Origin of the sequence: Cupriavidus sp. L7L (assembly GCF_004353535.1) — a bacterium.
In the GTDB taxonomy this organism is placed as follows: Bacteria; Pseudomonadota; Gammaproteobacteria; order Burkholderiales; family Burkholderiaceae; genus Cupriavidus; species Cupriavidus oxalaticus_A.
The window spans coordinates 16,379-32,745 of sequence record NZ_SMNY01000011.1 but is presented as its reverse complement, the minus strand read 5'-3'; the positions used below and the strand labels follow the sequence as shown (position 1 = coordinate 32,745).

The 16,367-nt window shown below is 66.4% G+C and carries 15 protein-coding genes; 10 read left to right on the top strand and 5 right to left on the bottom strand.

Annotated features, from left to right (window positions below):
• Positions 1–33: 33 nt before the first annotated feature.
• A complete protein-coding gene (locus E1J61_RS14630; protein WP_133094784.1) occupies positions 34–885 on the top strand; it encodes a helix-turn-helix domain-containing protein in 852 nt (283 codons plus the stop codon).
• 49 nt (positions 886–934) lie between these two features.
• Here the strand turns inward: E1J61_RS14630 and E1J61_RS14625 are convergent, their stop codons facing one another.
• From E1J61_RS14625 to acnB, 4 genes are all read right to left on the bottom strand, one after another.
• Positions 935–1,759: a class I SAM-dependent methyltransferase gene (locus E1J61_RS14625; RefSeq protein WP_133094783.1), complete on the bottom strand. Its 825-nt coding sequence runs from the start codon at positions 1,757–1,759 to the stop codon at positions 935–937.
• A gap of 210 nt (positions 1,760–1,969) precedes the next feature.
• Entirely contained in the window at positions 1,970–3,313 is a 1,344-nt protein-coding gene (locus E1J61_RS14620; protein WP_133094782.1) for a sorbosone dehydrogenase family protein, read from the bottom strand.
• Positions 3,314–3,446: 133 nt separating this feature from the next.
• The gene (locus tag E1J61_RS14615; RefSeq protein ID WP_133094781.1) at positions 3,447–4,151 is read right to left on the bottom strand and encodes a glutathione S-transferase N-terminal domain-containing protein; all 705 of its coding nucleotides are present in this window, start codon (positions 4,149–4,151) and stop codon (positions 3,447–3,449) included.
• Between the two features lie 203 nt (positions 4,152–4,354).
• The gene (acnB, locus tag E1J61_RS14610) at positions 4,355–6,946 is read right to left on the bottom strand and encodes a bifunctional aconitate hydratase 2/2-methylisocitrate dehydratase (protein WP_133094780.1); all 2,592 of its coding nucleotides are present in this window, start codon (positions 6,944–6,946) and stop codon (positions 4,355–4,357) included.
• Positions 6,947–7,901: 955 nt separating this feature from the next.
• Here acnB and fliL point away from each other — a divergent pair.
• The 8 genes from fliL (at position 7,902) to nadC (ending at position 13,544) form a co-directional block, all read left to right on the top strand.
• Positions 7,902–8,396, top strand: a complete 495-nt coding sequence (fliL, locus tag E1J61_RS14605; RefSeq protein ID WP_133094779.1) for a flagellar basal body-associated protein FliL — start codon at positions 7,902–7,904, stop codon at positions 8,394–8,396.
• A 171-nt stretch (positions 8,397–8,567) separates the two neighbouring features.
• Entirely contained in the window at positions 8,568–9,587 is a 1,020-nt protein-coding gene (gene fliM, locus E1J61_RS14600; protein ID WP_133094778.1) for a flagellar motor switch protein FliM, read from the top strand.
• The gene (gene fliN / locus E1J61_RS14595) at positions 9,580–10,032 is read left to right on the top strand and encodes a flagellar motor switch protein FliN (protein ID WP_133094777.1); all 453 of its coding nucleotides are present in this window, start codon (positions 9,580–9,582) and stop codon (positions 10,030–10,032) included. The genes fliM and fliN overlap by 8 nt, the downstream gene beginning before the upstream one ends.
• 68 nt (positions 10,033–10,100) lie before the next feature.
• Positions 10,101–10,544: a flagellar biosynthetic protein FliO gene (gene fliO / locus E1J61_RS14590; protein WP_133094925.1), complete on the top strand. Its 444-nt coding sequence runs from the start codon at positions 10,101–10,103 to the stop codon at positions 10,542–10,544.
• Positions 10,541–11,362, top strand: coding sequence for a flagellar type III secretion system pore protein FliP (gene fliP, locus E1J61_RS14585; RefSeq protein WP_305791056.1), 822 nt, complete (start codon positions 10,541–10,543; stop codon positions 11,360–11,362). The genes fliO and fliP overlap by 4 nt, the downstream gene beginning before the upstream one ends.
• Before the next feature lie 46 nt (positions 11,363–11,408).
• Positions 11,409–11,678 (top strand): flagellar biosynthesis protein FliQ, encoded by a 270-nt coding sequence (gene fliQ, locus E1J61_RS14580; protein WP_029047088.1) that lies wholly within the window; start codon positions 11,409–11,411, stop codon positions 11,676–11,678.
• A gap of 33 nt (positions 11,679–11,711) precedes the next feature.
• Positions 11,712–12,497 carry a flagellar biosynthetic protein FliR gene (gene fliR / locus E1J61_RS14575; protein ID WP_133094776.1) on the top strand — a complete coding sequence of 262 codons (786 nt, stop codon included), beginning with the start codon at positions 11,712–11,714 and terminating at the stop codon, positions 12,495–12,497.
• A 213-nt stretch (positions 12,498–12,710) separates the two neighbouring features.
• Positions 12,711–13,544 carry a carboxylating nicotinate-nucleotide diphosphorylase gene (nadC, locus tag E1J61_RS14570; protein WP_133094775.1) on the top strand — a complete coding sequence of 278 codons (834 nt, stop codon included), beginning with the start codon at positions 12,711–12,713 and terminating at the stop codon, positions 13,542–13,544.
• 118 nt (positions 13,545–13,662) lie between these two features.
• On the opposite strand, the gene E1J61_RS14565 is transcribed toward nadC, so the two are convergent.
• Positions 13,663–14,208 (bottom strand): MarR family winged helix-turn-helix transcriptional regulator, encoded by a 546-nt coding sequence (locus tag E1J61_RS14565; protein ID WP_133094774.1) that lies wholly within the window; start codon positions 14,206–14,208, stop codon positions 13,663–13,665.
• A 350-nt stretch (positions 14,209–14,558) separates the two neighbouring features.
• Here E1J61_RS14565 and phnN point away from each other — a divergent pair, with 350 nt between their 5' ends.
• On the top strand, positions 14,559–16,364 hold the full coding sequence (phnN, locus tag E1J61_RS14560; protein ID WP_133094773.1) for a phosphonate metabolism protein/1,5-bisphosphokinase (PRPP-forming) PhnN: 1,806 nt from the start codon (positions 14,559–14,561) through the stop codon (positions 16,362–16,364).
• Positions 16,365–16,367: the final 3 nt, after the last annotated feature.

The window sequence follows — 16,367 nt, the reverse complement described above, 5'->3', positions numbered from 1 at the left end:
AGTTACACTAATCAGGCAATTTCTTACGATTTCATGCCACGCGACCTCGCCCCCGCTGCTGCCCTGCCTGCCGCCTCGCCGGCCGCCCCGGCCCGCCGCCGCCCGGTCTACTCGCCGGTTCCGCGCGCACGTCCCAGCGCCGCCGACCCGGTGATCGCACACCTGCGCCGGCCGCCTCCCAACGCGGTGATCCACCCGCACCGCCATCCGTGGGGCCAGCTGTCGTTCCCGATCAGCGGCAGCCTGCGCATCACCGCCGGCGGCACCACATGGCTGGTGCCAGCGATGCGCGCAGTCTGGATCCCGCCCGACGTGGAGCACAACGTGGTGGTGCTGGGCACGGTGCGCTTTTACGCCTGCTATATCGCGCCGCAGGCCTGCGCGCTGTCGGCCGATTCATGCGCGGTGCTGGAGGTGTCGCCTCTGTTGCGCGAGCTGATGGAGGCCCTGGCCCACGACGACACGCTCGGCGAGCGCCGCCGCCAGCTCTGCGCCAGCCTGCTGGTGGAGGAACTGGCGGCCGCGCCCACGCTGTCATTGGGGCTGGCGCTGCCGTCGGACCGGCGGCTGCAGGCGCTGTGCCACGCGCTGATGGAAGATCCCGGCTCCAGCCTGACGTTGTCCGAATGGGCGGCCCGCACCGGCGCCAGCGAGCGGACGCTGGCGCGGCTGTTCGAAAGCGAGCTGAAGACCAGCTTCGGCAGCTGGCGCCAGCAGTTGCGGCTGGCCCATGCGATCGACCTGATGAGCCGCGGCCGGCCGCTGGCGCATGTGGCCGCGGAAACCGGCTACGCCCACGCGGGCGCGTTTTCGACCATGTTCCGCCGCGCGCTCGGGCAAACCCCGCGCGACTTCATGGCGCGCCGGCGCCGCGTGCTGGCTTGAGGTGACGCACGGGAGGTGACGCGGGTGGGTAACGTACAGCGGCGCCGGGTCAGGGCTTCACCGCGGCGGCCAGCACCGCCGGCATCGGCACCTCGAAGCCGCTGCCGCGCATATAGCCGGCCACCGTACCGCGCAGCACGGCCCGGATCTCGTCGCGCGCCCGCGGAGTCTGCGCGCGCAGCGTGGCGGCCGCGCGCACGGTGCCTTGCGCAAGCGCATCGAACAGCTGGTCCGGCGTGGAAAAGCGCCATACCTGGTGCACGTGCCGGCACGACGGGGCAACGAAGCCGGCCTGCTGCAAGGCGCTGCGGCACTCGTTGGGATCGCTGAAGAGAAAGAAATTGGGCCCCGCCGGCAGGTCGACCTCCATCGAGCCATAGGCACGGATGGCGGCATAGACCGCGCCGAAGCCCACCGCGCGTTCGGGGGCATCCCACACCGTGAAGGCTATGCGACCGCCTGGGCGCAGCACGCGGAAGGCTTCGCGCAGCGCGGCATCGGGATCGGACAGGTGGCACATGCCGAAGCCGTTGACCACGACATCGAAGCTGGCGTCGCCGAAGGGCAGCGCCTGCGCGTCGGCCTGCTGGTAGTCGATGTCGGGATACAGCTTGCGCGCCAGCTCCACCTGCGCCAGCGAGAAGTCGATGCCGATGGCCTCGGCGCCGCGCCGTGCCGCCGCCGCGGCGATATGGCCCGAGCCGCTGGCGACATCGAGCACACGCTGCCCGCTGGCGGCGCGCGCGTCGTCCAGCAGCGCCTCGATCGATTGCCGGGTCACGTGCGACAGGTGCTCCTGGTAGCGGCTGACGACTTCGGGGTCCTCCCAGCCAGCCAGTTCAAAGGCGCGAAACGAATCTCCGGTGTGATCCATGCCCCCCTCCCAGGCGTCGGTGTCCAGGCTGCGGTTTGCGCGGGGACGAAGCAGGCACGATTGATGCGCCGCGGCCCCCTCCAAGCGAAGTATAGTCAGCGTGGCGCCGGCGCAATGGCCTGGAAATGGCCAGCAGATGGCCAGGCGATGGCCCCGCTCACACGCAGCGCAGCGTGGCAGCGCCGGGGCAGTCCGGCATGGGCCTGGCCGCTATTTCGCCCCGCTCACACGCCAGATGACATTGCCGACGTCGTCCGCCACCAGCAGCCCGCCGCGCTTGTCGATCGCCACGCCCACGGGCCGGCCGCGCGCATTGCCCTCGCCGTCGACAAAACCGGTCAGCACGTCGAAGGGCGCGCCGTTCGGACGGCCTTTGCTGAACGGCACGAAGATGACCTTGTACCCCGCCAGCGGCCGCCGGTTCCAGGACCCATGCTGGCCCACGAACATGCCCTCGCTGAAGCGCGCCGGCAGGCTGTTGCCGGTGGCGGCCGCGAGCCCCAGCGGCGCGGTATGCGCGCCGACCGCGTAGTCGGGCACGATCGCCCTGGCCACCAGGTCGGGCGCCGGGGGCTTGACGCGCTTGTCGACGTGCTGGCCGAAGTAGCTGTATGGCCAGCCATAGAAGCCGCCGTCGCGCACGGTGGTGATGTAGTCGGGCACCAGGTCGCTGCCGAGCTCGTCGCGCTCGTTGACCGCGGTCCACAGCGCGCCGGTGACCGGCTCCCACGCCATGCCGTTGGGATTGCGCAGGCCGCTGGCAAAAATGCGGTGCGAGCCGTTCCTGGGATCGACCTCCCAGATAGCGGCGCGGCCCGCTTCCTTGTCCATGCCGTTCTCGGCCACGTTGCTGTTAGAGCCCACTGTCACGTAGAGCTTGCGGCCGTCGCGGCTGGCGATGATGTTCTTGGTCCAGTGGTGATTGAGCGGCCCGCCGGGCAGGTCGACCACCTTCTGCGGCGCCGCGGCGATCTCGGTCTGGCCGGGCTGGTACGGGAAGCGCAGCACCGCGTCGGTGGCAGCCACGTAGAAATCGTTGCCGACCAGCACCATGCCGAACGGCGAGTTGATGTTTTTCAGGAATATCGAACGCTGGTCGGCGACACCGTCGCCGTTGCTGTCGCGCAGCAGCGTGATGCGGTTGGCGCTGGGCGTGCCGGCGCCGGCGCGCTTCATCACCTTCTTCATGATCCAGCCCTTGATGCCCTTGCCGTCGTCGGGCTTGGGCGGGGCATTGCTCTCGGCCACCAGCACATCGCCGTTGGGCAGCACGTAGACCCAGCGCGGATGATCGAGCTTGTCGGCGAAGGCGGTCACCGCCATGCCCTCGGCCGCCACCGGGCGCTGCCCTTGGCCCCAGCCGACGGCGGGCGCGATCTTGACGGTGGGGATGGCGGTCTCGTTCGGCGGCGGCAGCTGCGGCGTGGGTCCGAAGCCGGCCTCGGAAGGCAGCTTGGCCGATTCGCCGCACGCGCCCAGCGTCGCGGCGGCGCCCGCCAGCAGCACTGCGCCACACAAGCGGGAAGAAGGCAGGAAGGGCTTGGGCAGCGGCATGGTGCGGACTCCTCGGGCGAGGCAGGATGCGCCCGCTACTCGACTATAGGATGCGTGCCGCCGTCCCCTCTGTAGGCCCCCGGGAAGGCCCGGTGTAGGACAACGCCCACGCCGGCCCACCGCATGCCGGCACTCAGCCGCGATGCGGCGTATCCAGCCCCTTCACCACCGCCGGGCGCTGCACGAACGCCTCCAGCACGCGCCGCACGTTGGCAAAATCCTTGAAGCCGACCAGGTCGCCTGCCTCGTAGAAGCCGACCAGGTTGCGCACCCACGGGAAGGTGGCGATGTCTGCAATGGTGTACTCGTCGCCCATGATCCACGCGCGCCCGGCCAGGCGCTGCTCGAGCACGTTGAGCAGGCGCCGGCTTTCCGCGACATAGCGGTCGCGCGGGCGCTTGTCTTCATAGACCTTGCCGGCAAACTTGTGGAAGAAGCCGACCTGCCCGAACATCGGGCCGATGCCGCCCATCTGGAACATCAGCCACTGGATGGTCTCGTAGCGCCGTGCCGGATCGGCCGGAATCAGCTTGCCCGACTTGTCGGCCAGGTACAGCAGGATCGCGCCCGATTCGAACAGCGGCAGCGGCTTGCCGCCCGGGCCATTGGGATCGAGAATCGCGGGGATCTTGTTGTTGGGGTTGAGCGACAGGAATTCCGGCGAGAGCTGGTCGTCGGTGTCGAAGCGCACCAGGTGCGGCTCGTACGGCAGGCCCGTCTCTTCCAGCATGATCGATGCCTTGACGCCGTTGGGCGTCGGCAGCGAATAGAGCTGGATGCGCTCGGGATGCTGCGCCGGCCATTTGCGGGTGATGGGGAAGGCGGACAGATCGGACACGTGGGCTCCGGTGGCGCGGTGCCCGACGCGCGGCGGGCACCGGATGGCTGAAACCCCGGATGATAGCCCGGCGTGGCAAACCATGCCGGGAAGCCGCTGGCCAATATGCAAAACCCCGCATCTCTTGCGAGGTGCGGGGTCTTGTCTTGCCGTGTGGGGCGCCGTTGTGCGGCGGCGGCGCCCTTACCAGCTCAGTGCGACGCTCAGACCGTCACGCCGTCAGCCACTTCCTTGAAGTCCTCGATCTGGTCGAAGTTCATGTACTTGTAGATCTTGTCGCCATTCTGGTTGATGACGCCAATATCGGCCATGTACTCGTCCTTGGTCGGGATGCGGCCCAGGCGCGAGCAGATCGCCGCCAGTTCGGCGGAACCCAGGTACACGTTGGTGTTCTTGCCCAGGCGGTTCGGGAAGTTACGGGTGCTGGTCGACATCACCGTGGCGCCTTCGCGCACCTGTGCCTGGTTGCCCATGCACAGCGAGCAGCCCGGCATTTCGGTGCGGGCACCGGCGGTGCCGAACACGCCGTAGTGGCCTTCCTCGGTCAGCTGCTTCTGGTCCATCTTGGTCGGCGGCGCCACCCACAGCTTGACCGGGATGTCGCGCCTGCCTTCCAGCAGCTTGGAGGCTGCGCGGAAGTGGCCGATGTTGGTCATGCACGAACCGATAAACACTTCGTCGATCTTGGCGCCGGCCACCTCCGACAGCGTCTTCACGTCGTCCGGGTCGTTCGGGCAGGCCACGATCGGCTCGTGCACGTCGGCCAGGTCGATCTCGATCACGGCGGCGTACTCGGCGTCGGCGTCCGGCTCCAGCAGCTTCGGATCGGCCAGCCAGCCTTGCATGGCCTGGATGCGGCGCTGCAGGCTGCGCGGGTCCTGGTAGCCCTGGGCGATCATCCACTTCAGCAGCGTGATGTTGCTGTTGATGTATTCGATGATCGGGTCCTTGTTCAGGCGCACCGTGCAACCGGCGGCCGAGCGTTCTGCCGAGGCGTCCGACAGTTCAAACGCTTGCTCGACCTTCAGGTCGGGCAGGCCTTCGATTTCCAGGATGCGGCCCGAGAAGATGTTCTTCTTGCCTTGCTTGGCCACGGTCAGCAGGCCTTGCTTAATCGCGTACAGCGGGATCGCGTTGACCAGGTCGCGCAGGGTCACGCCCGGCTGCATCTGGCCCTTGAAGCGGACCAGCACCGATTCCGGCATGTCCAGCGGCATCACGCCGGTGGCGGCGGCAAAGGCCACCAGGCCCGAACCGGCCGGGAAGCTGATGCCGATCGGGAAGCGGGTGTGCGAGTCGCCGCCGGTGCCGACGGTATCCGGCAGCAGCATGCGGTTCAGCCACGAGTGGATCACGCCGTCGCCCGGGCGCAGCGAGATGCCGCCGCGGGTACTGATGAACTCGGGCAGGGTGTGGTGGGTCTTGACGTCGACCGGCTTCGGATAGGCGGCGGTATGGCAGAACGACTGCATCACCAGGTCGGCCGAGAAGCCCAGGCAGGCCAGGTCCTTCAGCTCGTCGCGGGTCATCGGGCCGGTGGTGTCCTGCGAGCCCACCGAGGTCATCTTCGGTTCGCAGTATGTGCCCGGGCGGATGCCCTTGCCTTCGGCCAGGCCGCAGGCACGGCCGACCATCTTCTGCGCCAGCGTGAAGCCCTTGCCGGTATCGGCCGGGTTTTGCGGCAGGCGGAACAGCGTCGACGGGGCCAGGCCCAGCGCTTCACGCGCCTTGGCGGTCAGGCCGCGGCCGACGATCAGGGGGATACGGCCGCCAGCGCGGACTTCGTCGAACAGCACGTCGGACTTGACCTTGAACTCGGCAATCACTGCGCCGTCCTTCAGGGCCTTGCCTTCGTACGGGCGCAGTTCGACCACATCGCCCATTTCCATCTTCGACACGTCCAGCTCGATCGGCAGTGCGCCGGCGTCTTCCATGGTGTTGTAGAAGATCGGGGCGATCTTGTTGCCCAGGCACACGCCGCCGAAGCGCTTGTTCGGGATGAACGGGATGTCTTCGCCGGTGAACCACAGCACCGAGTTGGTGGCGGACTTGCGGCTGGAGCCGGTACCGACCACGTCGCCCACGTAGGCAACCAGGTGGCCCTTTTCCTTCAGCGATTCGATGAACTTGACCGGACCGCGCTTGCCGTCTTCTTCCGGCTGGAACGCCGCGCCTTCGCGCTTGTTCTTCAGCATGGCCAGAGCGTGCATCGGGATGTCCGGGCGGGTGGTGGCGTCCGGGGCCGGCGACAGGTCATCGGTATTGGTTTCGCCCGGCACCTTGAACACGGTGATGGTCAGGCTTTGCGGGACTTCGGGACGGCTGGTGAACCATTCGGCGTCGGCCCAGCTTTGCAGCACTGCCTTGGCGTTGGCGTTGCCCTTGTCGGCCTTCTCCTTCACGTCGTGGAAGGCGTCGAACATCAGCAGGGTCTTCTTCAGCGCGTCGGCGGCCACGGTACCGACTTCAGCGTCGTCCAGCAGCTCGATCAGCGGCGAGATGTTGTAGCCGCCCAGCATGGTGCCGAGCAGCTCGGTAGCCTTGGCGCGGGAGATCAGCGCGCACTTTTCCTTGCCCAGGGCGACGGCGGCCAGGTATGAGGCCTTGACCTTGGCGGCGTCGTCCACGCCGGCGGGAACGCGGTTGCTGATCAGGTCGACCAGGTTCTGCTCTTCGCCTGCGGGCGGGTTCTTCAGCAGTTCGATCAGCTCGGCCGTCTGCTTGGCGGTCAGGGGCAGAGGAGGGATACCAAGCGCGGCGCGCTCGGCCACATGTGCGCGATAGTTTTCAAGCATGGGAACCTGCTGAGTAATTAGGTTTTGAAAAACTTCCTTTGACGTTCGCGATTGTAGTCGGTGTGGGGGCTTCGGTCAAATGTCTTATATCTTATATAAGAGTTGGGTTTTGAAAATCCTTATTAATCAATGGGGTTCTGGATAGAAGAGTTGGTGGGGTTGCAGGGGGACTACTTGAGTAGGGGAGTCGGAAATAGTGGCTTTGTCTTGGATATGTAGCTTTGGCATGGCATTTGATGGGTTCGTGTGCCTTCGGCTTGGTATCTGGTGGTGATGGATGCGCCCTGTTCCGCCCTCTCAGGCAGGTCACTTTTTGGCCGAGCGCCAAAAAGCCACCAAAAAACGCATTTACAGCCGTGCGGGCAGGCCACTCTTATCGTAGTGTGCCTGGGCTTCGTACGGGGCTTTGCTGCTCGCCAGGGGTCGGCTTGAGCGAATTGGCTGGGCTTCACTCCGTGGCGGCTCCGGCCCTCACCCCCGCCCGTCTCCCGCAAGCGGGAGACGGGCGAAAACAACGGGCAGGGATAGACCTGTGGGCTCGACGGCGATAGCGCCAGGCGAGCACAGCGACCGAAAGCCGTCGCCCACTACGATAAGAGTGGCCGCCCGCAGGGCCGTATACGCGCTTTTGGTTACTTTTACCGCTCGGGCAAAAGTGACTCGCCCCTTTAGGGGCGAAACCGGGGCATATCAAATCCCGCCAGATGCCAGCCGCCAGGCAAAACAAAAACACAAAAACAACCACATCCCACCCTCACCACCCCCAATCCTCAAGTTCCCGCCCCACCACTCGTTAACCCCCCTGCAGGCGCGCACCACAAAGCGCCCGCTAGCGTAGCCATGCCTGCTCCCTTTCCGCTCAAACGGCCAAGCTGAAAGGGTTTCCCCCTTTTTTTCGGCCCTTTGCTGGCCTGCGATTCCGGAAGAATGGCAGGCATTCCGACACAGGCTTCTCATGGCGAACACGGCTTCCACTTCCCAGACTGGCAGCAACACAGGCAAGCGCGGCCGGCTGCTGCTGATCGGCGGCGGCGTGCTTGTCGTGGCACTGGGTGCCGGAGGCTTTGTGCTGGGCAGCGTGCTGAGCAACCGCCTGCCGGCGGCGCCCGCCGCGCCCGCCGCCCCGGTCATTCCGCCACCGATCTTCGTGCCGCTGGATGCGTTCACCGTCAACCTGAAGAGCGAGGACGGCGACCGCTTCCTGCATACCGGCCTGTCGCTGAAGGTGGCGGATGCCGAGACGCAGGCGCGCCTGGCGCAGTACCTGCCCGAGGCACGCAGCCGCATCCTGCTGCTGCTGTCGGCACGCCAGCCCGCGGATCTGGCCACGGTCGAAGGCAAGCGCAAGCTGGCCGACGACATCCGCACCACCATCGCCCAGCCCTTCGCCACCGGCCTGCCGGCCCAGCGCGTGCTGGATGTGTTGTTCACCTCTTTCGTGGTGCAGTAAGCGCCCGCTTGCGCCCTGCCCCGCCCGCCAACCGATATGAAACCGTCCGCCGCCACAAAGGCCCGCCCCGCACACGCATGCCGCCGGGCACGGTGATGCGCGCCTGGCCATGCCGCAACGGTTTCATCCATAACGACGCCGCATAAAGCCGCACAAGGGGCAGGACACCAGATGGCCTACGACAAGTTCCTCTCGCAAGACGAGGTCGACGAGCTGCTCAAGGGCGTATCCGGCGAGGCCGATACGCCCAAGGCCAGCGAGCCGGCGCTGGACGACAGCGGGGTGCGCCCGTACAACCTGGCGACGCAGGAACGCATCATCCGCGGCCGCCTGCATACGCTGGAAATCATCAACGAGCGCTTTGCGCGTTCGCTGCGCTCGGCACTGTTCAATTTCATCCGCCGCGGCGCGGATATTTCGGTCGGCAGCATCAGGATCGAGAAGTTCGGCGATTTCGCCCGCAACCTGCCGATGCCGACCAACCTGAACCTGGTCCACCTGAAGCCGCTGCGCGGCACGGCGCTGTTCGTCTACGACCCGAACCTGGTGTTCCTGGTGGTGGACAACCTGTTCGGCGGCGACGGCCGCTTCCACACGCGCGTGGAAGGGCGCGACTTCACCCAGACCGAGCAGCGCATCATCCAGCGCATGCTGGAGCTGACGCTGGCCAGCTACGGCAGCGCCTGGCGCACGGTGCATCCGATCGAGACCGAGTACATCCGCTCGGAGATGCACACCAAGTTTGCCAATGTCGCCACGCAGAACGAAGCCGTGGTGACCACCGCCTTTCATATCGAACTGGGCGCAGTCGGCGGGCAGCTCCACGTGTGCCTGCCGTACGCGATGATCGAGCCGCTCAAGGACCTGCTGATGAATCCGCTGCAGGACGAGAAGGAAGTCGACAAGGGCTGGGTCAACCAGCTGTCAAGGCAGCTGCGCGCGGCCGAAGTGGAACTGGTCGCCGAGTTCGCGCACCTGCAAAGCACGGTGGCCGAAGTGCTGGCGCTGCGCGCCGGCGACGTGCTGCCGATCGAGCTGCCGGAGAAGATCTTCGGCAAGGTGGACGGCGTGCCCGTGATGCAGTGCGGCTTCGGCACCATGAACGGCCAGTACGCGCTGCGGGTAGAACGAATGATCAATCACCAGGACGGCCAATCCCACCTGGACACCGAGGACACCGATTATGAGTGACGGCTTCGAGGACAAGCCGGTCGATCCGATGGACGACTGGGCCAGCGCGCTGGCGGAGCAGACCAGCGCCACAGCTGCCGGGGTGCCCGCCGCGGCCCCTTCGGCGGCCTCCGCGCCCGCGGCCACCCCGGCCGCCGCCACTGTCTTCCAGCCGCTGGCGAAGGAAGCGACCAGCGGCTTCCACAACGATATCGAGATGATCCTCGATATCCCGGTGCAGCTGACGGTGGAACTGGGCCGCACCAAGGTGCCCATCAAGAACCTGTTGCAGCTGGCACAGGGCTCGGTGGTCGAACTGGACGGGCTGGCCGGCGAGCCGATGGACGTGCTGGTCAACGGCTACCTGATCGCGCAGGGCGAGGTGGTGGTGGTGAACGACAAGTTCGGCATCCGCCTGACGGACATCATCACGCCGTCCGAACGCATCCGCAAGCTGAACAAATGACCATCCGGAAGTACCCCGCGCCCGGTGCTGGCCGCCTCCGGGCCGTCGGCGCCAGTCTCGCCACGCTGATGCTGGCGCTGACCCCGGCGCTGGCACTGGCCGCCGACGACAAGCCGGCACCGGCCATCAGCGGCGCGGGCAGCCTGGCCCAGGCCGGGCTGGGGCTGTTTGCCGTGATCGCGCTGATCCTTGGCATGGCATGGCTGGCCCGGCGTGCCGGACTGGTGCGCCATGCCACCGGCGGGGTGATGAAGGTGGTCGGCAGCACCATGCTGGGCGCGCGCCAGCGGCTGGTGCTGGTGGAAGTCGGCGATACCTGGCTGGTGCTGGGCGTCAGCCCCGGCGAAATCCGCCCGCTGCACAGCATGCCGGCGCACACCGCTGGCGGTTCCTCCTCTGCCTCCGCCAACCCGCTGACCCCGGCACACGCCACCGGCATGCCGCAACCGCCGACCGGCGGCACCTTCGCCGAGAAGCTGCTGCGTTCGCTGCAATCCCAGTTCAAGTCATGAATTCCCTGCGTGCCGCATGGCGGCGCCGCTTCCGGCCCGCGTGCCTCGCCGTGGCCGCGCGCCACCGCCCGTTGTCGATTGCCCTGGTCCTGGCGCTTGCCGCCGCCGTACTGGCATTGGCCCCAGCGCCTGCCTGGGCGCAGCAGCTGCCTGGCGTGGTCAGCAAGCCCGCCCCGGGCGGCGGCCAGATCTGGTCGCTGCCGATCCAGACGCTGGTGCTGCTGACCTCGCTGTCGTTCCTGCCGGCGGCGATGCTGATGATGACCGGCTTCACCCGCATCATCATCGTGCTGGGCCTGCTGCGCAACGCGCTGGGCACGGCCACCTCGCCGCCCAACCAGGTGCTGGTGGGGCTGTCGCTGTTCCTGACCTTTTTCGTGATGGCGCCGGTGCTGGACCGCGTCTACAACGACGCCTACAAGCCGCTGTCGGAAAACAAGATCAGCCTGGAAACCGCCGCCGCCAGGGCCGCCGAGCCGCTCAAGGCCTTCATGCTGCGCCAGACCCGCGAAAAGGACCTGGCGATGTTCGCGCAGATGGCCAAGGCGCCGGAGATGCAGGGCCCGGAAGAAGTGCCGCTGAGCATCCTGGTGCCCGCCTTCGTCACCAGCGAGCTGAAGACCGCGTTCCAGATCGGCTTCACCATCTTTATCCCGTTCCTGATCATCGACCTGGTGGTTGCCAGCGTGCTGATGGCGATGGGCATGATGATGGTGCCGCCGGCAACCATCTCGCTGCCGTTCAAGCTGATGCTGTTCGTGCTGGTGGACGGCTGGCAGCTGCTGCTGGGATCGCTGGCGCAGAGCTTCATGAACTGAGGCCAGTTGCCTCGCCCTTCGCATTCCTATCCGCAGGATCCGAGCCATGACCCCGGAAACCGTAATGACCATCGCCACCCAGGCGATGAAGATGACCCTGCTGCTGGCCGCGCCGCTGCTGCTGGTGGCGCTCGCGGCCGGCCTGGTGGTGAGCCTGTTCCAGGCCGCAACGCAGATCAACGAGATGACGCTGACCTTCATCCCCAAGCTGATCGCGCTGTTTGCCACCATGGTGCTGGCCGGCCCGTGGATGATCAACACCATGGTCGACTATATGCGCGAGGTGTTCCAGAGCATTCCCGCGCTGGCGCACTGACGCGCGCTCACTCCCGCCTTCCGCCAGACTGCCGTGGTCGAGTTCACTTCAGCCCAGCTCTATGGCTGGCTCGCGGCATTCCTGTGGCCCTTCTTCCGCATCCTGGCGCTGATCGGCACTGCGCCGCTGTTCGGTGAATCGACCATCCCGCGGCGCGCCAAGATCGCGCTGTCGGCGATGATCGCGATGGTGGTGTCGCCTACCATCGCCCAGCTGCCGGCGGCGCCGGTGTACTCCTTCGAGGGCCTGCTGATCATCCTCAACGAGGTCGGCATCGGCCTGGCCACCGGCTTTGTCATGCGGCTGGTGTTCGCCACCGTGCAGCAGGCCGGCGAAATCATCGGCCTGCAGATGGGCCTGTCGTTCGCCTCCTTCTTCGACCGCGCCGCCGGCGGCCAGACCATGGTGCTGTCGCGCTTTCTCAACATCATCGCGGTGCTGCTGTTCCTCGCGCTGGACGGCCACCTGATGATGCTGGGCGCGCTGGTCGACAGCTTCAATGGGCTGCCGATCGGGGGGACGCCGCTGTCAGCGGGCGGCGCCATGGCCGTGGCGCGCGCCGGCGGCATGGTGTTCGCTTCGGGGCTGCTGCTGGCGCTGCCGATGATCGCCGCGCTGCTGACGCTGAACCTGGCCATGGGCATCCTGAACCGTGCCTCGCCGCAGCTGTCGATCTTCGCGGTGGGCTTCCCGGTGACGCTGTCGGGCGGGTTCCTGGTGCTGATGCTGGTGATGCCGCAGATGGGTACCTTCATGCAGCACCTGATCGAGGCCGGGTTGGAATCGATCGGAACGGTGCTGGGGCAGTTCGGGCGCTAGCGCCACGGCGGCACCGCGCCTTCTTCGCGGCTGCAATTCCACTCTTTTCGGCAACAAGGTAACGCGGCGTCACGCCGATCTTCAACGCGTGCGCGCATTAATCTTAGACCTCGAATATGACTTGACACGAGGCGGCAAGGCGCTAAGATTGCGCTATGTACTTCGATCTCTAAGATTATTGAAGTACCGCAACCCCTGCCCAGGAGCCCTTACATGTACGACCTCTTTGCCACCGACAAGCTGATCGACCTCTGGCTGACCGAAGACATCGGCATCTGCGACTTGACCGTCCAGACCATGATCGAGCCCGGCGAGACCGGCACCTTCTGCATGAACGCCCGCGAGCCGATGATCATCGCCGGCATCGACGTGGCGGCACGTATCTTCGCCCGCTACGATCCCACGCTGTCTGTCGACGTGCGCGTCGCCGACGGCGACAAGGTCGCCAAAGGGGCGGTGCTGCTGAACGTGAGCGGCAATGCGCGCAGCGTGCTGACGGCCGAGCGCACCGCGCTGAACATCATGCAGCGGCTGTGCGGCATCGCCAACCTCACGGCCACCTATGCCCAGGCCATTGCGCATACCAGGGCGCACCTGATCGACAGCCGCAAGACCACGCCAGGCCTGCGGGCGCTGGAAAAGCATGCGGTGACCTGCGGCGGCGGCCTGAACCACCGACTGAGCCTGGACAATGGCGTGATGATCAAGGACAACCACATCTCCGTGTGCGGCAGCATCGCCGCCGCCGTGGAACGCGTGCGCCGCAAGCTGCCGGTGCTGACCAAACTGGAAGTGGAATGCGACCGGCTGGAGCAGGTGCACGAGGCCCTGGCCGCCGGTGTCGACGTGATCATGCTGGACAACATGTCGGTGCCCGACATGAAAGAGGCCGTTCAGATCGTCAATGGCCGGACCAAGGTCGAGGCCTCGGGCGGCATTCGCCTGGAAACGATCCGGGCCGTGGCGGAAACCGGCGTGGACTATATCTCGACGAGCAAGATCACGCAGTCGGCACCGGCCGTGGATATTGGACTGGACGACGCCTGACGCATCGCGCCTGTCGGGGCCCAGGCGCTCCGGCATCGGTTTCACGCCTTCTACCCAAGGCATTCCCCTCGCCGGCATGGCCGACGGGGGCTTTTTCATTGGCGCCAGCCGACTACCGCTACAGGTCCGACAACAGCCGCCCCACCTCCTGCGTGGACGGCACCCGCCGGCCGTTCTCTGCCGACGCGATTTCGTCGGCGACCAAGCGCTTGGCGATGGTAATCAGTACGCGGCGCGTGGTCAGCACATCCTCTTCGCTCACGCCTTCCACGCTGAGTTCGTTGACCTCGGTGGCCAGCGGTTCGAGCTTGCGGCGCAACGCGCGCCCGGTCTTGCTCAGGAACACGTGCACCTTCTTCTTGTTGCCGGGAAGGTGCGTGCGTTCCACATAGCCCAGCGCTTCCAGCGCCTTCACCGCCGCAAAGGTGGTCGGCTCGGTCACGCCGGCCCGTTCGCTCAGCTCCCGCTGCGACAGACCATCATGGCGCCACAGGATACGCAGAATGGTCCAGTGGCCGTACGAAACCGAATGTTCCGCCAGGCGCAGTTGCAGCGCCCGGATATAGGCGCGCGCAGCGTCCTTTACCAGGTGGGCAAGCCGTTCTTCATCGGCTTCATCCGGCGGCGTGATTTTGACCGGAGCATCCGGCTTCCTTGTGGCCATAGTCGTGACGGGAAATGAGATGTATGCATGCGGCACCATGATGCGGTGCAAGCGACAGCGCACATGATAGCGCCTCGCGCGCTCGCGCGTCCGGCACCGCGCCCCTGGCCTCCGGTCCTCTTTATGTAGTATTCACTCCATTAGTGCACCATGCGCGCAACCGATGCATGAGGCACCGGCAGCGCGCATGCGGTTACCCGTGTTTTCCCCTACGACCATGCGAATCCCGCGTACACACTGGATTTGCGGGGGATGGTCCATTGCTTGCATTACCTTAGACATCGAACTTATCTTGACACCCGTCTAGCCGGTGCTAGCATAGCCGTATAACTTCGACATCTAAGATAATCATGACGGCAACCGGCACATTCTTTCTCGTTGTAGGGCCCAGTGGCGCTGGCAAGGATTCCTTGATCGACGGTGCGCGTGCCTCGCTCGATGACGACTATGTCTTCGCACGGCGCGTCATCACGCGCCCGGGCGGGTCTGCCGGCGAGGATCACGAGGGCGTTTCGGAAGCCGAGTTCGCACGGCGCCAGCGAAAGGGCGAGTTCCTGGCCACCTGGGACGCACACGACCTTCGCTATGGATTGCCCATGTCGCTGGTGCGCGAGCTGGAACGCGGGCGCAACGTCGTAGCCAATGGCTCGCGCGGCGTCGTCGCCGACCTTGCCGCCCGCTTGCCGCGCTTCGTGGTCATCCTGGTGACGGCACCGCAGGAGGTGCTGGCACAGCGCATCAGCGCGCGCGGACGTGAATCGGGCGACCAGGTCGCCAGGCGGGTGGCGCGAGCGGGAGTATCGATGCCTCCCGAGGTCGCCTGCATCACGGTGTCAAACGACGGCACGCTGGAAGCGGGCATGGCACGCTTTGTCGAAGCGCTGCGAAACGGCACCAGTACATCCGCCGCCAGGCAGCCGGCCAGCCGCGCCAACCTCATGGCCAAGCTGCGCGGCGAGCCGCTCGACGAAGCTGCCTATGTTGCCGTGCTGCAAGACGCCATCGCCGGGCGGTACACCGAGGCAGAGCTGACCGACTTCCTCATTGCCGCAACCCTCACGCTGACCGACGACGAAGTGGTGGCGCTGGCACGCGCTCGGACGGCCTTCACACCCCGCATCGACTGGGACGAGCCGCTTGTCGTCGACAAGCACTCAATGGGCGGCGTTCCCGGCAGTCGCATCACGCTGGTCGTGGTGCCGATTGTCGCGGCCTACGGCCTGGCCATGCCCAAGACGTCATCGCGCGCGATCACATCTGCTGCCGGCACCGCCGATGCCATGGAAACCATCGCGCGGGTCGACCTGACGCACGAGGACGTGCGCCGATGCGTGGCGCAGGCGCGTGCATGCATTGCATGGAACGGACGCCTGAACCATTCCGTGATCGACGACGTGATGAACGCGATCACCCGGCCCCTGCGCCTCGATTCGCGACGCTGGTCGGTGGCGTCGATCCTGTCGAAGAAGTTCACCGCCGGCGCGACCCATGTCATCGTCGACCTGCCCTTCGGGCCGCAGACCAAGCTGGCGACGCGCGCCGACGCCGAGGCGCTTGGCGCACTGTTCGAACACGTCGGCAAGGGACTGGGCCTGCACGTGCGCGCGCTGGTCACGGACGGCAGCCACCCGATAGGCCGTGGCATCGGCCCCGCGCTGGAAGTGCGCGACGTCCGGCTGGTGCTCGACAACGATCCCGCGGCTCCCGCGGACCTGCGTGAAAAGGCCCTGCGCTTTGCCGGCGAAATCATCGCCTTCGATCCGCGCGTGGGCTGCGCCGAACAAGGCATGCGCATTGCGGCTGCGCTGCTGGACGAAGGCAAGGCAAAGGCCGCATTCGACCGGATCGCCGCAGCGCAGGGTATTCGCTCCCGCCCGGTGGCGCCGGGTACGCATACACGGATCGTGGCCGCCACCACGCGGGGCAAGGTGACGGCCATCGACGGCTTGCAGATTTCCGGCGTGGCGCGCGCCGCCGGGGCACCGCGCGCTGCGGGTGCAGGCATCGACCTGCTGTGCACGGTCGGTGCGCAGGTGGCGCCAGGGCAACCTCTCTACCGTATCCACGCCGACTCCGCTGCAGCACTTGAGGCGGCATCGGCACTGGTCGGCGTTGGTGGCGAGTGCCATCAGGCAGTGCGTATAGATTCCGATTGACCA